We start from the raw sequence: 19,977 nt of genomic DNA on the forward strand, positions 1-19,977 counted from the left end.
TTTTTCACCCTACTACTTCTTTGATTACTCGTAGGAAGTTTTCTCCTAAAATCTTCTTTATCTCCTTTTTAGAGTAGCCATGTTCAAGTAGTTTTGCAGTTAAGTTTGGGAGTTTGCTTACATCTTCTAATCCAATTGGCGTTGAGCCTATTCCATCGAAGTCTGAGCCTAGTCCAATGTGATTTACTCCTATATTTTTTTCAATGTGCTCAATATGTTTTATTAAATGGTTAATGGTTACTTTTCCTTCTTTTACTAGGAATTTTGGATAGAAGTTTATTCCTATAACTCCATTTTTCTCTGCTATTGCCTTTAATTGTTCATCTGTTAGATTTCTTGGATGGTCACATAATGCTTTACAGTTTGAATGTGAAGCTATTATTGGTTTCCTATGATTTTCTATGAGATCCCAGAAGCATGATTCACTTAAATGTGAAACATCTACTATTATTCCAAGTTTGTCCATTAATTCTATTGCACGTAATCCTATTGTGGTTAGTTTGCTCTGAGCTCTACTTTCCCAGACTCCATCTGCAAGCATGTTTCTTTCATTCCATGTTAGTGATACTGCTCTTATACCTAGTTTATGGAATGGCTTTAATAGTATTGGATTAAATTGTATTGGTTCTCCTCCTTCAAGTGATATTAAAACTGCTATTTTTCCCTCTTTTTTAGCTTTTATTATGTCTTCATGGTTATCTACTATTATTGTTTTGTCATCTGCTTTTTCTAACTCTGTATATAATGTGGCCATTAATTCTAGTGCTCTTTCAGTTGCTTTTTCAGGTTTGTATGCTCCATCTACATAGATAGCGAAAAATTGACATGTAACTCCTCCCTCCAAGAGTCTTGGGATGTCTATATGTCCAATTTCTCCCCTCTCTATTAGGCTTCTCGTTTTCCAATCTGGTCTGCCTATTCTTGGAGCTAATTGTAATACTGTGTCACAGTGTGCATCTATTATGATGCTTTCTTTATGGATACTCTTTGCTTCACTTAATAATTCCTTATTTATTTCGATCACATCTAGTCACCATTATAACTTGGATCTTAATACTAATATAATCAACATTTTGATTTGAGTTAAAGATAAATATTGAAATGGCTTTAAAGCTTAAAGTTTAGTTGTTGATGGAGGTTGCCGTAGTAATGGGGAAATGAAACAGTTTTTTGACTATGAAAAATTCATTAAAATCTTTGCACAGGCCTGTTTGGCATTTGCTTTCAGCATTGGAGGAATGTTTTCTGGTAGAGTTGTGTCTAATCTTTCACATTTATTTATTAAAATGCCTTGGGTTATTGTGCTTTATCCTTCTGTTTTAACTTTGAGGGGTGATATTGGAGGTATTTTTTCAGGTAAGCTTAGTACTATGCTTCATACTGGTCAAGTTAAGCCTGGCTTCTTAAATAATACTGATGATTTTTATTCGCTTGTTAAGGCTATTCTTATGCTTATTTTTATTGATTCATTAGGTATGAGTGTTTTTACGTTGATTATTAATTTTCTAATAGGGTATGCTTCATTTTTTGATATTGTTTATTTTCTTCTTGTTCCATTGTCAACTTGTTTGTTGGCTACGTTTTTTTCTATGCCTATAACTATGGTTACTGCCTTTGTTAGCTTTAAGAGAGGTCTTGATCCTGACATTATTGTCTATCCTATTATTGCGATTATAAGTGATGTTATTGTGGCTTTATGTTACTTGTTTACGGTAAATATAATTATAGGTCTTGGATTTTTATCCATAAAGGTTCTTTCAACATTCCTACTATTTGTGTTTCTTGTTTTGTTCATTTTTTCTAAAAGTGATTTTTCCTTTAATGTTTATGTTTCAACATTGAAGGAGGCTTCTCCTACGGTTCTTTTAACGAGTCTTGGTGGAGTTTTATCTGGCACTGTTTTAGCTGGCTTGAGGTATACTTTAGAGTTGAAGCCTGAAATTCTAGTTGTTTATCCTGTTTTACTTAATGCTTTAGGTGGTTTTGGCTCGATGATTGGCTCTATCACGACAACTAGACTTGCTCTTGGCTATATTGCATCTAGGCTTTCTTCAATTAGATATCTTCTTCTTGAAATTTTCACTATTGAGTTAGCTTCATTGTTAATGCACGTGGTTTATGGTTTAAGTGGTTTTATTTTATGTCTTTTAACTGGAATTAATGCTTCTTTCTTCATTTTGATGGTGTTGTGTGTTTTTTTCAGTATTTCTGGTCCTGTTTTAATTTCGTTAATTTCCTTTTCTATTGGTGTTATTTCATTTAACAGGGGTTGGGATCCTGATAATTTTGTTATTCCCCTTGTCAGTTCTTGTGCTGATATTATTGGTACGAGTTTAATTGCTTTCATTGTGAGCGTCATGTATTTTAGCATTTAATTTAAATTTATATTACACATATAGTTATGTGTTAAGTGGTTGGGGGTAAACTGATTTAATATGAGACGCAACTCTTTTGAAGAATTAAAAGTGCGCATGAAGCCTATGTCTGTTAGGGAAGTATTAACTGAGATGAAGGATATATGTGGTTTGATGATTGACTTAGCTTATGCTTCAGTTTTGCTTGGAGATGAAGATCTGGCTAATGAAGTTTTGGAGCTTGAGAGGGAAATCGATTCACTGTTATATCAATTGTGGATGAGTGCTGCAATTGCAGTTAGGGATAGAAGTGATGCTGAGGCCATGGCTGGTATAGTTAAGGTTGCAGTGGCTATGGATGAAATTTCAAATGCTGTTTCAGATATAACGCAGATTGTCGTAGCTAAGCTTGGTATTCATCCTGCTGTTAAGGAGGTCTTAGAGAAAATTGAACCTCATTATAGGAGGGTTGTAATTAAGCCTAATTCATATCTTGTTGGTAAAAGTATTGGTGAGCTGGATCTTGATATAAATTTGGGTATTTATGTTATTGCTATTAGGCGGAAGAAGGAATTGATTATTGATCCTGAGGATTATGTTAAATTTGAACCTAATGATGTAGTTGTTGTTAAGGGTCCCCTAGATTGTCTCAATGACTTTTCTATGATTGCTTCTGGTCAGATTAAGGACTTTAAGGAGGTTATTGAAGATTGAGTTTGGAGAAAATTGAAAATCTTCTTTTAAGGTTGCTTGATACTTCTAGGACGATGATTGATTTAGCTTATTCCGCTTTACTATATAACGATAGAGTCTTTGCTGAGGAGGTTTTAAGATTAGAGGAGGAGGTTGATGAGTTACACACTGAACTTGAGCTTGAGGTTCTTAAGTTGAAGCGTCGAGAGGGAGATGAGAGGGGTGTGTTGGGTTTAATTAGGCTTGGTTTGTCAGCTGAAGCTATTTCTGATGCTGCTGCTTCTATTGCAGATGTTGTTGCTAGGGGATTTGAGCCACATCCAATTTTACGTGTTGCCTTTAATGAGGCTGAAGAGGGGATAGCTTTAATTAGAGTTGATGATGGAAGTGAGCTTGATGGGAAATCTCTTGATGAGCTTGAACTCGATGAAATGGGTATTAAGATTTTGGCTGTTAAGAAGCTTGGTGGTAGATGGATCAGAAATCCTCCTGGCAATCTGATTGTTAGTGGTCACGATTTGTTGATGGTTAGTGGTTATAGAGATAGTATTGAGGAGCTTAGAGATATGGCTTCATCAAGTGAGTCTGAGGAGTAGCGGAAGATATTTTCGTTTGTACCTTAATATCTTTATTTATGCTTGATACCACTGTTATTGGAAGCTTTCCTCTTCCATATAGTGAGTTAAATTTTAGGAGGGCTTTACTCGATCAATTGAAGGCTGGATTGGATTATCCTGCTCTACCTCAATTGGAGGATTTCTGTTTAATCTATTTGAGGGAATTTGCTTCTCAAGATTGTGGTATTGATTTTATTGGTGATGTTGCTTGGGTTACTTCTTCATTAAAGCCTCCTAAAGTTAAGAGTCTAATTGATCAGATAGGTGTTGCAGTGAATGTTATTGGAAGGTTTAGAGGTGAAGTGGGTTTGAAGGTTCAAGTTACTGGTCCTCTTACTCTAGCTTCGGTGACTAAGGTTACTGATGATAAGGTTGCATTGAGTTACCCTAGTATTGTTGAGGAATTTATTTATGCTATTTCTGATGTTGTTAGGCAGCTTTCAAGAATTGATTTTGTTAAGATTGTATTTATTGATGAGCCTTCATTGCCTTATGCTTCTTGGATGGGGTTGAATGAAGATTTACTTGTTAAATCGATTAGTTTTCCTCTTGAGGTTGCTAGTAGTTATAATAAGCTTACTGGGGTTCATGTTTGTGGTGATGTTAGAGGTTTTTCCCATATACTTTTACAGTCTTCTGCTAGAATTTTGCATCATGAATTTCGGGGTAATCCCTTAAACTTTAATGCTTATTCTAGGCGGGATTTAGAGTTGTATGATAAACTTTTAGGTTTAGGTTGTATTCAAACTGTTGTTAAGGATGGCGAATTGCCTATTGAAGATGTGATGGATATTGTTAATTTTATTTCTAGAGGTATTGAAGTTTATGGTGTTGAAAATCTATTTATTGCACCTGACTGTGGGTTTAAGGGATTTATGGAAATTTTTGATGTAGATGAAGCTGAAAGAATTGCTTTCATTAAGATGTGTAGGATGGTTGAAGCGGTGAAAATTATTCGTGCATCTTATAGATAAATTTGGATAACTCTTTTAATTTCTTAGAGTTATATTGCTTATTGGGGATTGATATGGGTAGGTTCTCTATAAGTGTTTCAACTTACTTGAAGCGAATTGATAAAGTTAGAAGGGTTTTAGAGGAAAGAGAATTTGATGCATTGATACTTTTCAGTCCGATCCGTATTTTTTACTTGACTGGATATACTGTTATTCCGACTGAGCGGCCTATAATCTTCATTTTGCCTGTAGTTGATGAGCCTGCTTTGTTTGTTCCAAGATTGGAGGAGGACCATTCAAGATTTAGAGTTCCTTACATTAAAAAACGCTTTGTATACTTTGAGTATCCTGGAGTTAAACATCCAATGAAGGTTTTTGCGGAAGTGTTGAAGGAGATGGGTCTGGATGGTAAAAGTGTTGCTTCTGATGCACTTGGATATCCTGGCATTATGGGATATAAGGGGCCGAAAATAACTGACGTACTACCTTCAATTAAGGTTACTATTGCTCCTGAGATCATTGACGATATGCGCCTAATTAAGAGTGAGGAAGAATTAAATTTAATCAGAGAAAGTGCTAAGTGGACTAATCTTGCACATAAATTGCTTCAAGAGTATACTTCTCCTGGGTTGATTGAAACTGAAATTGCAATTAGGGCTAGTTATGAGGCTTCAGTGGCTATGATTAAAGCTCTAGGCCCAGAGTATGATCCTGGAACATCTCTTCCTGCTAGGGCTGGTTTTAGAGGTCAGATTGGCGTGTTTTCAGCTTATCCTCATATGCTTGGTGGAAGTATGATTGTGAAGGAGGGTGATGTTTTAGTTACTGGTGCTGGAGCTAAGGTTGGTGGATATAGTGCTGAACTGGAAAGAACGATGATTGTTGGTAATCCTAGTGAGAAGCAAGCTAAATATTTCAACATAATGGTTAAGGCTCAGAAAGCATCGCTTGACACATTTAAACCTGGAATTAAGGCTTCAGAAGTGAATAAGGCTGCCTTTAAAGTTTTTAAAGAAGAGGGCATTCCAATGGAATATGTACTGCATAGAGTTGGGCATGGGATAGGTTTAGAGGGTCATGAACCACCATGGATTGAGGATGGTGATGAAACCATACTGAAGCCGGGAATGGTCTTTAGCTGTGAGCCTGGCATCTATATTCCTGGCTTTGCAGGTTTTCGACATTCGGATACAGTGTTTATAATGGAGGATGGTGTTGAAGTAGTGACTTACTATCCTAGAGATTTAGAAGATTTAATTATTCCAGTATAGCTTTTATTTGGGGTTTCATTATGCGAATTGGCTTTGTTCAATTTGAGCCTAAGTTTGGTCGAGTGAAGGAGAATGTTGAGAGGGCTGTTAGCTTAATTAAGGGTGTTGATGCAGATTTACTAGTTTTACCTGAGCTTTTCAATACTGGCTATCTTTTTTTAGATTTTAATGAAGCCTATAGTTTATCTGAGCCTGTCCCTGATGGCTTTACGACTGGAAGGTTGATTGATGTTGCTAGGGAGACTAATACTTATATTGTTGCAGGTGTTGCAGAGCGAGTTGAGGGTAAAGTCTTTAATTCAGCAGTGGTTGTCGGCCCTAATGGATTTATTGGATGTTATCGTAAAGCTCATTTATTTGGTAGAGAGAAGGAGGTTTTTTCTCCCGGTGATACTGGTTTCATAGTTTTTGATATTGGGGCTGCGAAGATTGGTGTTATGATTTGTTTTGATTGGTGTTTTCCTGAGGCGGCTAGAATATTGGCTTTGAAGGGTGCTGAAATTATTTGTCATCCAGCGAATCTGGTTTTGCCCTATGCGCCTAAGGCGATGCTTACTCGATCTATTGAGAATAGAGTTTTCACTGTAACTGCTAATAGGATAGGGGTTGAGGAGCGTGGAGGTAAGAGACTTTCCTTTATAGGTTTGAGTCAAGTTACAAGTCCAAGAATGGAGGTCTTGATTCAAGCTGGAGAATATGAAGAGGATGTTGGTGTTGTTGATGTTGATTTGTCCTTGGCTAGAGATAAGTGGATTACCAATTTAAACCATGTATTTAATGATAGGAGAGTAGATTTGTATGGTGATTTACTTCATAAAGTTTAGCTTTAGTTGTTGATGTGTAAATGATTTTAAGCTTCAATTTTAAGTATATTTGGTGATATATTGATTTCAACTGATGTTCTTGTTATTGGTGGAGGAGCTGCAGGTTTAAGAGCAGCTATAGCTGCTCGTGAAGGTGGTGTTAATGTTATTTTAGCTTCTAAAGCACCAATCGGATATGCCTCTTCTACATTATATGCTGGTGGAGGTTTTAGAGCTGCCTTTGGTGATTATAGTTCTGAGAGGCATTTCGAGGAGACTATTGTTGGAGGTAAATTTTTAAATGATCAAGAACTTGTTAGAACATTGGTTTTAGAGGGTCCTGGTAGACTATTGGAGTTAGAGAAATTTGGGGTGAAGGTTCATGTTCGGCCTGGAGGTATTAGAGTTTCAGCTGTTCCTCCAATAAATGGCTATGGCTTAACTAAGCCTCTCAGGGATTATGCTGAAGGTATTGGTGTAAGATTTCTTGAAGGTGTTATGGCTTTAGATTTAATTAAGGATGAAATGGTAGGTGGAGCTGTTTTCTATAATATTACTCGAGGTAATGTTTTTTCTGTAAAGGCGAAGGCTGTTATTTTAGCTACTGGTGGTTACAGTCAAGTTTACTTGCGTACTGATAATCCAATTAGAGTTAGTGGTGATGGTTGTGTAATGGCATTAAGGGCTGGTGCAAAATTAATCGACATGGAGTTTACTCAATTCTTTCCTCTCGGATTAGCTGAGAATGGTCTTCCTGCTTGGCTTTTTCCTGCTTCATCTGGTAGGCTTTTAAATTCTGAGGGTGAGGATATTTTAAGAAAGTATGGTTTAGATGTTAACTTATACACTGCGATAATTCAATTTCGAGATTTAACTTCTAAGATTATTTGGAAAGAGATTAGTGAAGATAGAGGGATTGACAATGCTGTAATATTGGAATTACCTGTGACGCCTTCAGATCAAACTCCTGTTGGTTTTACTGGTATTTCTAAAGTTTTGGCTGAGGCTTTTAATTTAAAGTCGAACAGAATCAAGATTGCGCCAACCGCTCATTTCACTATGGGTGGAGTTAAAATTAATTTGAATGGTGAAACTAGTGTTCCTGGATTGTATGCTTGCGGCGAGGTTACTGGTGGTGTTCATGGTGCTAATAGGCTGGGTGGCAATGCATTAACTGAAGCCATCGTGTTTGGTGCAAGGGTTGGATTGGCAGCAGCTAAGTGGATAAAAGAAGTTGATGAATCATCTACTGTAGATGACGATTTAATTAAATATTATGAGGGTTTAATTAGCTCCTTCAAAGGTGGAAGAGTTAAAGTTAGGGATTTACGATTTAGAGTTAAGAAGACTATGTGGATTAATTGTGGTATTATCAGAGATGCGGAGAAGCTCAATTTGTTATTAAAGGATTTGGAGGAGATTAAAGATGATCTAATTGAAGTTTATGCTTCATCGCGTAGTGAAGTTTTAGAGGCATTTGAATTGAAAAATCTTGTTGAAGTTTCAGAGATTGTGGCGTTTTCTGCTCTGTCTAGAAGGGAGAGTAGAGGTGCCCATTATAGAAGTGATTTTCCTGAACAAAATGATAGGGAATGGTTAAAGCATATATGTGTCTTTCTAGAGAATGGAAAGATGAATATTGGCTATGAACCTGTAGCTTTAAAGTACCTTGGATTAAAGTATTAGTGCTTGTTAGTAGAATCTTTATAGCTAGTTTTCTAATTATTTATTTAGGTTTGAGAAATGTTGGATATACCTAAAGTTCAAGTTCAAGTGCATAGGAAGCTGAAAATGCTAATTGATGAGGCCTTAGAGTTTCCTGAGAATTCTAACCCATTAGTGGAGGCTTCGAGAAAGCTACGTTTTACTGATTTCTCTTCTATTTTAAATGAAAAATCTAGGTTAATTCGAATGTTTAGGGAACTCGCCCTTCCCTTGGAATATGATTTCCGTCCACCATTAAATTACCTCTCAAGTTCTAAATTGAATGAGAATTGGGCTGATCGTGCTTTAAAGAATAGGCTAGTGATTGGTGTTGATACAAGTGAAATTACTCCTTCTCCTCATATTTCACCTTTATTTCTTCTTGTCAATATTGGCTATCAAGCTATTTTTTATGGTGATAAATTGTCTCATTTGCATGGAAGTACTCCATATTTTTATGCTTTAAGGGAGATTATGACTGATAGTGAGTCTGGACAATTTAAGATTGTTCCAGCCTGGCTACTTGAAGTAAAGCGGTTGGAAGATGAACGTAGAGTTATTGGTGAATTATTGAAGTCTTTTCCTGATGTGAATGTTACATTTGCATTTTTTGATGAGAGTTTTTCAGTAAATTATTTAACGGCTAGATCTAGAGAGTTTAGGAGAAGGGTTGTTAAGTCGCTTGTTGAGATGCATAGGAAACTTAGGGATTTAAATGTGCTTCCAATTGGTGTTTTTTATACGAGGTCTAGGGCCTTTACTTTTATGGTTATTAAGTCGGTTTTGTGTGGATCAAGAAGATGTTCAGATTGTATTGAGAGTAGTGATAAATTACGTTGTAGGGAGCTATCTATGATTCGGGATTCCATATTGATGGATAGGGTCATGGATGTTGGTTGGAGATCTCCTTTATTTGAAGTCAAGAATAGAGTTACTGAAGAGAATCCAGATTTAAGAGTTCTTGGCTTTTATGTTAAGATTGATAATGGAAATGTTTTGAGGGTTGAGTTTCCTGAATGGTGTTGTAATTATGTTGATGAAATTCACACTGTAGTTCTAGCTCAATCAATTATTGGTAGGGGGTATCCATACGTTTTAGAGAGAGCTCACGAAGAAGCTTATATTAGTCCAAGGGAGAGGGCATGGGTGTTATCTTATATTGACAAGTTACTTAGAGCTTCAGGTAATATTGGCTTGACATTTTCTGGGAAATTTAGACGAAAGATTAGAGGTGTAGTTTAATATTTTTCTTTTAACAATAAATTTGAGAGGTTGATGGATGTGGATGTGTCTAATAGCGTTGATTGGCTGACTATTTTTTCTAATCCTAGTAATGCCTTTGGAGAGGTTTTTGAGTCTAATAATATGGGTTTTAAAGTTAGAGCTTATAGACACGGGTATGATGCAACTCCTGAGTATGGTTCTATTATAGTTATTAATTGTGGTTCTCACTTAACTATTGGTTTAATTCATTATTCTGAGATGATTGTGGCTCCTGGCCTCCAGGCAATTCCTATTCCTATGCGTGCATTGAGAGATCAAGTTAAGAGTAGATATCCTGATTTGGAGGATAGATTAATTGATACTTATCATGCAGTTTCTATTGGATGGTATCATAATGGATGTTTTTATCAGTCTAGGCCTAGGAGGAAGCCATTAATCCATGATTTAGCCTTCATACCTAATAGGAATTTTATCAGGGCTTTTCATAGTTTCAATGGTGAGTTTAGGGCTGATTATGTTCCTCTTCTTGTTCATGTTCTAGGTACTAGGGAATTTCTATTTCTAGCTGATGCCTTTTTTTCAAGTTTGGCTGAAAACTTCTCTGATGATGAGCGTGTATCCTTATTTAAATCTATCTCAACATCTATGGCTAGATGGGGTGTCGACTCAAATATTTCTCTTGTTTTAGATAGGGCTAGAAAAATCTTGTTGGAGGGTTGAGGTTGGAGAAAATCTTTGCCCGTATTACTGGTGGAGGATTAAGTAGGGGTCTCGAGGCACATATTCTAAGGAGTTATTCCCCTGAAGATATAACTAGTGGCTCCCTAGTAATTATTTCAGGTGTGAAGAGTAGGTATTTAGCTTTAGTTTCAGATTTACAGTTGAAGTCTGGCTCTGATATTGCTACATCGCTTGTTAGGGGCGAGGATGGGTATTCTAATGAAATTAGATTGGCTCAGGAGATTGCTGCAGCTGGACTTATGAGTGAGGGTGTGTTGGGTGCTGAATTAACTTTGATTCCAATAGCAGTTTATAGGAATGGTGTTGTTGAGAGAGCTGATAACATTCCTGGCTTAATGTCTTCAGTGAAGTTTCCCTCTACGAGTGATATCGAGTCCTTCTACGGTAAAATTGACAACAAGGTTAATTGGGGGATTGGTAGTCCTAAGTCGCCCTTCGTGGGTGAAGAATTGAATATTTTAGTTCCAATAAATGTTGATGTTCTAGTTAGAGGTTGTTTTGGTATTTTTGGTAAGAGTGGTACAGGGAAGACATTTTTAGGGAATCTACTGGCAACATATATTGTACTGGCTAATCATGCTGGTGCATTTAAAAAGAAGGTTAAACTTCTAATATTAGATATGCATAGTGAATATGGTTTAATGGTTAAGGATCAGCTTGGTGAAGAGTTTGCTGAAGGTGTTGGATTAGCCTTTAAGCATGATTTTATGAGGCTTTCTCCTGATTGGTCCTTATGTAAGGAGTGTAACTTGGATGTTTTTCAGTTAAGTTATAAGGTTATAAGTGTCTCTGATTTATTGGCTTCAGGTAATGCTCTTGGTTTTACTAGAAGCTTTATGGATCTACTTCCATCGTTGGCTAGATTATTTAAGGATAGATTTAAGGATCAATGGTTAAAGGGCTTATGCGGCTTTATTGAAGAAGAGGATGATGATGTAAAGAAGGAAGTTAGTAAAAAATATGGAATAGGTGCTCTTAATTCCCTTATTGCTGCTAGAGCTAGACTTTCACGTTTATTGAATTATGATTTTATCGTTTGGGATGATGATGTCGAGGTTGATTCTGCCTCTGATACAGTCAATGAATTGTTGGATGGTGATAGAAGTGTTATCATTAGTTTTGGTAGATATGGTGATGATAGAGTTGCTTATATGTTGATTGCTAATATTCTTGCAAGACGTCTATGGCATCTATGTATTCGAAGGATAATGGAAGGTAAGAGATTGAAGTATCGTGTTGTCTTCTTTCTTGAGGAGGCTCATAAATTTCTAGGCCCAGATGTATATTATATGACGCCTTTCGGTAATATTGCTAGGGAGCTTAGGAAGCGGGGTATTGTTTTATGCATTATTGATCAGAGACCCTCACAAATATTTGAGGATGCTAGAGCTATGCTTTGGAATAGCTTTGTGATGTGTTTGACTGAAGCTTCTGATATTGAAGTTGCTTCTAAGGGTCTTCCATTCCCTAAATTGTTTAGGCCTGTTATTGAGAATTTGAAGAGGCAAGAGGCCTTGATTTTTGGTGAGGCAATTAGGATACCATCTGTTGTTACTATTAGGGATTACAAGTCTGCTATTAGTGAGGCTAAGGAAATCTATGTGAAGTTAATTGAGAGTGTTGAGGCTAGAAAGCTGGGTGAATTGTATGGTTATGGGAGGGTTAAGAGATGAGTACTCTTAAATTTCTTCATACAGCTGATTTTCATCTAGGTGTTGGATTGAGAGGTGCCGAGACTAACTCGTTAGTTATTCTGAGGAGATATTCTGATTTTGTTGATCAGCTTAAAAGGATAGGTAATATTGCAATGGAGAATGAATGTGACTTCATAATTATTTCAGGTGATGTTTTTCATTCATTTAGACCTAGTGGTTTCCTATTAAATGAGTTTTCAAGATTTGTTGCACGGTTAACTGAGAAGAATGTGTCTGTAATTGTGATTGCTGGTAATCATGATCAACCTAGGACTTCAAGAACTGAAGCTTATTTAAAGGCTTTTCATGAGATTAGAGCTCCTGGATTCTACTATTTTCAAGCTCCTGGCTCAATTGTTCTTAGAGGTTTTAGAAGTGGTTGTAGAGTTAAATTTGTTTGTTTACCATATCTTCCTCCAAGTGTTTTGGATAGTGTTGAGTATGTTAATTTAGTTGATAGAACTTTATCTGAATTAATTGAGAGTAATGTTGGTGAGTATGATTATCTCGTTGTTTTAGCTCACTTTTTTGTTGAAGGTGCCAAGATTCCCTCTCTTCCTCCTTATCTTCCCATATATGATGTCAGAATCCCCAAAAATGTATTTAGAAAAGATGAGATAAGCTATGTTGCTTTAGGTCATATACATACGTTTCAAGAAGTTTCTTCCAATATGGTTTACTCTGGTTCTATTGAAAGAATGAATTTTGGTGAAGAAGATGAAGATAAAGGTGTTGTACTAGTAGAGGAGATTAATGGTGACTTAAAATACTCCTTCATTGGTTTGCCGTGTCGTCCCTTAGTTACATTACCCAAGGATAAGTTTGGCTTTACTGAGAAATTTTTTGATTTAACTGGAGTTTTAAATCCAACTAGAAAACTTATTGAACTTTTAACTCCCCTGAATATTCCCAGAGATTCTATTGTGAGATTACTGGTTAAACTTCCATACGGTAAGGGTATAGTGAAATCTGAGTTGACGAAGCTTTTGAAGGAGAAGGGTGTTATGCATTGGTTTATGGAGTTCTCTAGAGTTAGATCTGAGGATTCAACTTCTCATGTCTTTTCATTTAAAGATGTAAAGGATGCCTTTAGAGATTATGTTGAGCGTGTATTCATTAAGGGTCAGGGTAGAAATCTCTCAAAGGAACTTGTTGACTTAATTGTTTCAGAGGGATTAAAGATTATTGATAGGGTTGAAAGGGAGGAGATGTCATGATAATTCAGAGAATAAAAGTCGAAAATTTTACAACATATAGGAATGCTGAGCTTGATTTTAGTAGATTGGGACCTACGATTTCTGTTTTTGGTAGTACTGGTGCTGGTAAGACCACTTTCTTTGTAGATGCTATTACAATTGCCCTTTATGGTCGTGCATATGGGCAGTTGGATAAGAAGTTTGCTAGGCAGGTTATCCCTAGATGGGCTTCAAGATCTAGAATTGAAGTTGACTTTGAAGCTTTTGATGGTTCAAAGTATAGGGTGATTAGGATTTTGAGAAAGAATCGTGAAAGTGATGCTTTTCTATATAAGATTAGTGAGAGAGGAGAAATTGAAAAGCTTGTAGCACATGGAGTTAGAGCTGTTGAAGAGGAGGTATTAAAATTAGTAGGTCTAGATTTCACTACCTTTATAAACACCATTGTAGTAAGACAGGGAAAAGTCGCTGAAATAATTAGTAGAGATCTCTCTCCTTCTGAGAGGAGAAAAATTTTTTTGAAAGCTTTTAACTTGGATTTCTCTTCTCATAAAACTATAGCCAGAGAATTGTATCTTGAAGCTAAAGATGAGTTGAATGAAATAGTTTCTAGGATTGAAAGAATTAGAGAGGATATTGAAAAGGAATCTGACATTAAATCTAATATTGTCCAATTAGAATTAAATTTGAAGCGTGTTGATGAACATATTAATCATTTAAAAGAGTTAAAATTGAAAATTGAGAGAAGAATAAGTTCAATTCAAAATGAAAAACTCATAATTGAAAGAAAGTTAGTGGAGTTAGAGGGTATTTATGATCTCTTAGATAAATTTAGAGAGGAATTAAAATCAACTATTAGCGAACTTAATCAATTAGAAGAGTTTATTAAGGTGAAGGATGATCTTGAGAGAAAGCTTAAACTGTTGAGTCAACAACTAGTTTCTCTACAAGAATTGTACGAGCTTGAGAGGGATGCGAATACTATTAGCGGTACTATTTTGCAGTTAGAGCAAATGATTGCTGATAGAGATTCTCTGATTAATAGAATTGAAGAAGCTAAGAGAAGAATTCCTAAACTTGAAGAGGAGATTTCCAGATTGAAAATTAAATTAAAGCGATATGAAAATCTCGAGAATAGATTAAATAAGGTTGATGTGGAGATTTCAAGGCTTGAGGGATATTCTAAATTTATTGAGGAAAGTATTTCTGTTTTGAGAGATAGATTAAGGGCTGAGATTAGATGTCCAGTCTGTAATACTTCCTTAACTAGGGAGAAAGCTGAGGAAGCAATTTCACATTTAAATGAAGAAGTCATTAAAATCAAGAAACATATTGAGCAATTGAAAATGGATAAACGTTCAATAATTCTTGAAATTAAAGGTTTAGGTGATGTTAAGGAGGAGTTGAGGCGGAGGGAAATTGAACTTTCTTCTCTTAATGCTAATTTAAAAAGTTTAATAGAGCGATTAGAATCTTCTAATTCTATCCTAGCTAGAATTAATGAAGAGAAAGCTAAACTTGAGTCCATTAAATCCAAGTTTTCAAAAATTTCTGGTCGCTTTTCTCTTCTCTACGGTATCATGTTGAAGCTTGGTTTAGTTGAAGATAAGTTCCTGAGCGCTAAGAAGGAATATGATGAGTTGCAGAGAAAATTACTTGAAGTGAGTCAAGCTTCAGGCCGTATTGAAGAGGTCTTAAATCGTAAAGCTAGACTAGAGAAGCAAATTGAAGAATTAAGCTTAAAGATCAATAAATATCCAAAAATAGAGGAATTAAGATCCCAATTAGACAAATTAACTTCAGAGTTAATTTCTCTAACAACTAGACTTGACGAAGTTAACTTGGAATTACAAAATGAGAGTAGAGTTAAAGGAAGTATCGAGGCTCAATTAAGCCAATTAATGTTACAGTTACGTGAGATAAATGAATTGAAAAAGAGGCTTAGAGAATTAGAGGATAAGCAAAGCATGCTGGAGAAAAAAGTGGAGGCATATAGGATTTTATATCAATTTATATTTCATGAGAGGGGATTGCCGTTAATGTTACTTAAAACTTATATTAAGAGAGTGGAAGAGTGGGCTGACAATTATATCTCCCAATTTCTTCCTGGAAAAAGTATTAGAATTGAAGCTAGTGAAGATGCTGTTTCTATAATTGTTTATGATGAAACAACCATTAGGGATTTAGCTACCTATTCGGGTGGAGAGACTGTTTTATTGGGATTTGCTATTAGACTTGGTATAGCTAGAGCTTTAGCTGAGAGGGCTGGTGTTGTTCCTCGATTTTTAATTATTGATGAAGGTTTTGGTCCATTGAGTAGAGAGTTTAGGGAGGAGTTGCTTAAAACTCTAAATGAACTTCAGAGGGATTATCATTATATAGTGGTTATATCGCATGTAGATGAAGTTAGAGATAGCCCTTATTTTGAAAGTCAAATTCACATTTATAAGGATGATGATGGTTTAAGTCATATTGAAGTTTTAAGATAGTGTGCGAAAGATATATTATACTTTTCGTAAAACCGAAAATTGATGTCAAGAACACATTTAAAGCGTACTTATGAGGATTACCTTAAAGCTATCTATATTTTATCTGATAAGAGTAGAAAGTGGATTTCTACTTCTCAGATTGCTTATTCTCTTGGTGTCTCGCCTTCAACAGTTACTGAGACTATTCAGAGGTTAGCCCAGAATGGTTTATGCCACTATATTCCTTATAGAGGAGCTAAGTTAACTGAGATCGGTGAGAATGTAGCTAAGGTTATAATTTCTAAGTGTAGAGTCTTGGAGCGTTTATACCATGATATATTAAATGTTGAGTTAACATCTGAAGTCTTAGCTGAAATATGTATTATTGAACATGTATTGACGGTTAATAGTTTAAAGAAGATTTGTGACTTATTAAATTATCCTAATGAGTGTCCTCATGGAAATATTATTCCTTGTGATCGTTTGTGTTTAAGAGATGGCAAATGTATTGCGGAGGTTTCTCTATGATTTTTAAGAGAAGAAGAATTGAGAAGTTGATTCCATGTATACTTGAAGTAATTACCATTTTTAAGAAGAATGGTGTTGTACCTTCAACCGAACTTATAGCTAAAAGACTAGGTGTTGGTGTCGACTTAGTTGAGAATGCACTTAAAGTTGCTTTTGAAAGGGGCTTGCTTGTTCCTAACACTTTAGATTTGACTAATAATGGAAGATTGCTCCTATTTCAGCATAGGGCAAGTTTCCTTCATGACAAATTTCTGCATAGATTTACTTTTCCCTGGCGAAGTTTTTCTAGGTTTAAGGATGGTGATAGTCATTTGACTTTTAAACATGGAGTAGATCGTGAAGGTTTAGCTCAGTTAAAAAGTTCTTTAAGTTCATTTGTGGGTAGAATTGAGGAGTTGAGGCCTCTTTCTTCTCTTCCTCCTGGAAGTAAGGGTGTTGTTGAATTTGCAGTTGGGGGTTATGGTTTTCTTAGAAGATTGGCTGACATGGGTTTGATTCCTGGCACTGAAGTTACTATTGTTAGGAATGCACCCTTTGGTGGACCAATTATTGTTTATGTTAGAGGTAGTTCTATTGCTCTTGGTAGAGGTGTGGCTTCTAAGGTCTTTGTAAAATTGATTGGTGGTTGAAGTGTCTAGTAAGCGGATTGTTTTAGCATTAGCTGGTAATCCAAATGTTGGTAAGAGTGTTATTTTTAATCAGTTAACTGGTGCCAGTCAAACAGTTGGGAACTGGCCAGGTAAAACTGTTGAGAGAGCTGAGGGCAGACTTTATTTTAGGGGTTATGAAATTCATGTTATAGACCTACCTGGTACTTACTCCTTGTCAGCTTATTCTCAAGAAGAGATTGTTGCTAGAGATTATATTGCCATTGAACGGCCTGACGTTGTAGTGAATATTGTAGACGCGTCTGCTTTGGAGAGAAATTTATATTTAACAATTCAGCTTTTGGAGCTTGAGTCACCGATTATAGTTGCTTTAAACTTGATGGATGTGGCTACTAAGAAGGGTGTCAAGATTGATGTTGATGGTTTATCCAAAATTTTGGGTGTACCTGTTATTCCTACTGTTGCTATTACTGGTCATGGTATTGATAAATTGCTTTCAACTGTTATTGATGTTGTTGAGGGGAGAGTTAAGTTAAATCCATTAAAGGTGAAGTATGGTAGGGAGGTAGAGGAGAAGATTCAAAGTTTGTCTAGGGCTATTTTGAGAAATATTCCTGAGATATGTTCCAAGTATCCTGCGAGATGGATTGCTGTTAAGTTGTTGGAGCGTGATGAAGAGGTTATAAGGAAAGTTTCATGTTGCTCTAATGGCTCTCTTATTTTATTGTTGGCAGATGAGCTTGCTGATGAGCTTGAAAGACTTCATGGTGAGCCTTCCCCGATTATAATTGCTTGTGAAAGATATTCAATTATAACTGGCATTATTTCTAAGATTCAATTGGTTACTCCTATTTCCAGGGTTACTTGGTCTAAGAAGCTTGATTATGTTACGACTCATCCATTTTTTGGATATATTATTTTAGTTTTTGTTATGTCGACTGTTTTCTCCATAGTGTTTCTGGGTGGTAGTCTTTTGGAGGAATTACTTTCATTTTTATTTGAAGATATTCTGTTGTCTTATGTTGAAGAAATAATTTTTCTTTTATTTCCACCCATTATTGCGGATGTTTTTTTGAAGGGCTTTTTCACTGGTATTGTTGCTGGGATTACTATTGCAGTTCCCTATGTTTTCACTTTTTATATATTGCTGGCTATCCTGGAAGATTCAGGTTACTTGCCTAGGGCTGCCTTCTTAATGGATAATTTAATGCATAAGATTGGTCTTCACGGTAAAGCTTTCATTCCATTATTACTTGGGTATGGTTGTAATGTTCCTGCTTGTATTGGATGTAGGATTATGGAAACTGATCGTGAGAGATTTATTCTCGGTTTTCTTGTTGTTTTAATTCCATGTGCTGCTAGAACTGTTGTTATTTTAGGTTTGGTGGGGAAGTATATTGGTATTTTTACTGCTTTATTGCTATATGTTATTGATCTTTTAATTGTTATTCTGCTTGGACGGTTATTATCTAAATTTTTGCCTGGTAGTCCTATTGGATTGATAATGGAGATGCCTGATTATCGTATGCCTCTTGTTAAGACTGTTCTCGTTAAGACTTGGGTTAGAACTAGGGATTTCATATATGTTGCACTTCCATTAATAGTTGCTGGAAGTGTTGTTTTAGAGTTTTTAAGATTTTCTGGAATTATCTGGATAATATCTTCTATGTTTGGTTTTATTTTTCAAGGCTTGCTTGGTCTTCCACCTGAAACAGCTATTCCTTTAATATTTGGTATTTTGAGGAAAGAGTTAACGTTAATTATGCTTCTAGAAGTCTTCAACATCAGTGATTTAAGTTTAGTTTTATCATCTTCACAAATGATTGTATTTTCAATTGTGACAATGCTTTATGTACCGTGTATTGCAACTGTAGCAGCTTTAGTTAAGGAGTATGGTGTTAAGAGGGCACTGTTAATTTCTGTCATGAGCATATTGTTAGCTTTCATGGTAGGTTTAATTGTTAACAAGACTTTGTATGTTCTAGGCATTAGTTAACCTTTTATTCTACTCTTTTCAATTTTAGTTGGCGTCGATGGTGATAGTATGGAGCGCGAAATAAAAGTTGTAATTTATGGAATGGGAGAGATTGGCAAGAGAGTTGTAAGAGTTCTTTCAGAGAAAAAGGGTGTTAAAATTGTTGGTGCAATAGACATTGCTGAAAGTAAGATTGGAAGAGATGTCGGTGAACTTGCAGGTTTAGATAGAAAGCTTGGTGTAATTGTTTCACCAGATGTAGATAAAGTTTTAGGGGAAGCTAAACCTGATGTAGTTATACATATGACACAGTCTTACTTCAAGAAGGTTTATCCACAGCTCGTAGAGATAATCGAGTATGGTGCTAATATTGTCTCTACTTGTGAAGAGTTATCCTACCCTTACATTGTTGATGAGAAATTGGCGAGGAAGCTTGACAGTCTAGCTAAGGAGCATGGAGTAACTGTGCTTGGGACAGGTATTAACCCTGGCTTTCTAATGGATACATTAGTTATAACTTTGACTGGTGCATGTGTAAAGGTTAATAAGATAAAGGTTACACGTGTAATTAATGCTTCTACACGTAGAGAGCCTTTCCAAAGGAAGATCGGTGCTGGTTTGTCGGTTGAAGAATTTAATGATAGAATTGAGAAGAAGATAATTAGTGGACATGTAGGGTTAGAGCAGTCTATTGCTTTAATAGCTAGTGCATTAGGATGGAAGCTTGATAAAATTGTAGTTGAAGATGTTAAGCCTGTGATAGCTGAAAAAGAGGTTAAAACTGATTATCTAGTGGTTAAACCTGGTGAAGTGGTTGGCTTAATGCAGATTGCTAAGGGTGTTGTTGAAGGTGAAGAGAAAATTATTCTTGACTTCAGAGCATTTGTAGGTGCACCGGAGGAATATGATGCTATTGAAATTGATGGTGTTCCACCTATAAATGAAAAGATAATGCCATGTGTTCATGGTGATTGGGGTACAGTTGCCATGGTAATTAACTCGATTCCAAAGGTTATCAATGCTCCGCCTGGATTAAAGACTATGAAGGATCTTCCAATACCTTCAGCGACACCATTAGATTTACGTGTTTATTTAAAGCCCTAAATTTCTGCCTTTTTCATCTCTACATTTTTTAGTATTTTTTTGTA

General features: G+C 35.9%; 17 protein-coding genes. 16 read left to right on the top strand and 1 reads right to left on the bottom strand.

Annotated features, from left to right (window positions below):
• Positions 1-4: 4 nt before the first annotated feature.
• Positions 5-1,024, bottom strand: coding sequence for a dipeptidase (locus ACW8TM_RS00865; RefSeq protein WP_491531380.1), 1,020 nt, complete (start codon positions 1,022-1,024; stop codon positions 5-7).
• A gap of 133 nt (positions 1,025-1,157) precedes the next feature.
• Between ACW8TM_RS00865 and ACW8TM_RS00870 the strand changes: the two genes are divergently transcribed.
• The 16 genes from ACW8TM_RS00870 to ACW8TM_RS00945 are packed head-to-tail and all read left to right on the top strand — an operon-like array spanning position 1,158 to position 19,933.
• Entirely contained in the window at positions 1,158-2,375 is a 1,218-nt protein-coding gene (locus tag ACW8TM_RS00870) for a magnesium transporter (protein WP_491531381.1), read from the top strand.
• A 60-nt stretch (positions 2,376-2,435) separates the two neighbouring features.
• Positions 2,436-3,068, top strand: coding sequence for a potassium channel family protein (locus tag ACW8TM_RS00875; RefSeq protein WP_491531382.1), 633 nt, complete (start codon positions 2,436-2,438; stop codon positions 3,066-3,068).
• A gap of 2 nt (positions 3,069-3,070) precedes the next feature.
• Positions 3,071-3,643 (top strand): potassium channel family protein, encoded by a 573-nt coding sequence (locus tag ACW8TM_RS00880; protein ID WP_491531383.1) that lies wholly within the window; start codon positions 3,071-3,073, stop codon positions 3,641-3,643.
• A 38-nt stretch (positions 3,644-3,681) separates the two neighbouring features.
• Positions 3,682-4,638, top strand: coding sequence for a uroporphyrinogen decarboxylase/cobalamine-independent methonine synthase family protein (locus ACW8TM_RS00885; RefSeq protein WP_491531384.1), 957 nt, complete (start codon positions 3,682-3,684; stop codon positions 4,636-4,638).
• A gap of 53 nt (positions 4,639-4,691) precedes the next feature.
• A complete protein-coding gene (locus ACW8TM_RS00890; protein WP_491531385.1) occupies positions 4,692-5,888 on the top strand; it encodes a M24 family metallopeptidase in 1,197 nt (398 codons plus the stop codon).
• A gap of 20 nt (positions 5,889-5,908) precedes the next feature.
• Positions 5,909-6,712, top strand: a complete 804-nt coding sequence (locus ACW8TM_RS00895) for a nitrilase-related carbon-nitrogen hydrolase (RefSeq protein ID WP_491531386.1) — start codon at positions 5,909-5,911, stop codon at positions 6,710-6,712.
• Between the two features lie 60 nt (positions 6,713-6,772).
• Complete coding sequence (locus ACW8TM_RS00900) at positions 6,773-8,377, top strand: FAD-binding protein (protein ID WP_491531387.1); 1,605 nt, start codon at positions 6,773-6,775, stop codon at positions 8,375-8,377.
• 57 nt (positions 8,378-8,434) lie between these two features.
• Positions 8,435-9,637, top strand: a complete 1,203-nt coding sequence (locus tag ACW8TM_RS00905; protein ID WP_491531388.1) for a DNA double-strand break repair nuclease NurA — start codon at positions 8,435-8,437, stop codon at positions 9,635-9,637.
• A gap of 45 nt (positions 9,638-9,682) precedes the next feature.
• Positions 9,683-10,339, top strand: a complete 657-nt coding sequence (locus tag ACW8TM_RS00910; RefSeq protein ID WP_491531389.1) for a hypothetical protein — start codon at positions 9,683-9,685, stop codon at positions 10,337-10,339.
• Between the two features lie 2 nt (positions 10,340-10,341).
• Positions 10,342-12,033, top strand: a complete 1,692-nt coding sequence (locus ACW8TM_RS00915; protein WP_491531390.1) for an ATP-binding protein — start codon at positions 10,342-10,344, stop codon at positions 12,031-12,033.
• Positions 12,030-13,271: a metallophosphoesterase family protein gene (locus ACW8TM_RS00920; protein WP_491531391.1), complete on the top strand. Its 1,242-nt coding sequence runs from the start codon at positions 12,030-12,032 to the stop codon at positions 13,269-13,271. The genes ACW8TM_RS00915 and ACW8TM_RS00920 overlap by 4 nt, the downstream gene beginning before the upstream one ends.
• Positions 13,268-15,739, top strand: coding sequence for an AAA family ATPase (locus ACW8TM_RS00925; RefSeq protein ID WP_491531392.1), 2,472 nt, complete (start codon positions 13,268-13,270; stop codon positions 15,737-15,739). The genes ACW8TM_RS00920 and ACW8TM_RS00925 overlap by 4 nt, the downstream gene beginning before the upstream one ends.
• Before the next feature lie 42 nt (positions 15,740-15,781).
• Complete coding sequence (locus ACW8TM_RS00930) at positions 15,782-16,246, top strand: metal-dependent transcriptional regulator (RefSeq protein ID WP_491531393.1); 465 nt, start codon at positions 15,782-15,784, stop codon at positions 16,244-16,246.
• On the top strand, positions 16,243-16,875 hold the full coding sequence (locus ACW8TM_RS00935; protein WP_491531394.1) for a FeoA family protein: 633 nt from the start codon (positions 16,243-16,245) through the stop codon (positions 16,873-16,875). The genes ACW8TM_RS00930 and ACW8TM_RS00935 overlap by 4 nt, the downstream gene beginning before the upstream one ends.
• Before the next feature lies 1 nt (position 16,876).
• Positions 16,877-18,850 carry a ferrous iron transport protein B gene (feoB, locus tag ACW8TM_RS00940; protein WP_491531395.1) on the top strand — a complete coding sequence of 658 codons (1,974 nt, stop codon included), beginning with the start codon at positions 16,877-16,879 and terminating at the stop codon, positions 18,848-18,850.
• A 48-nt stretch (positions 18,851-18,898) separates the two neighbouring features.
• Positions 18,899-19,933: an NAD(P)H-dependent amine dehydrogenase family protein gene (locus tag ACW8TM_RS00945; protein WP_491531396.1), complete on the top strand. Its 1,035-nt coding sequence runs from the start codon at positions 18,899-18,901 to the stop codon at positions 19,931-19,933.
• The last annotated feature ends 44 nt before the right edge of the window (positions 19,934-19,977 follow it).

This window comes from Candidatus Culexmicrobium sp., from assembly GCF_058356305.1.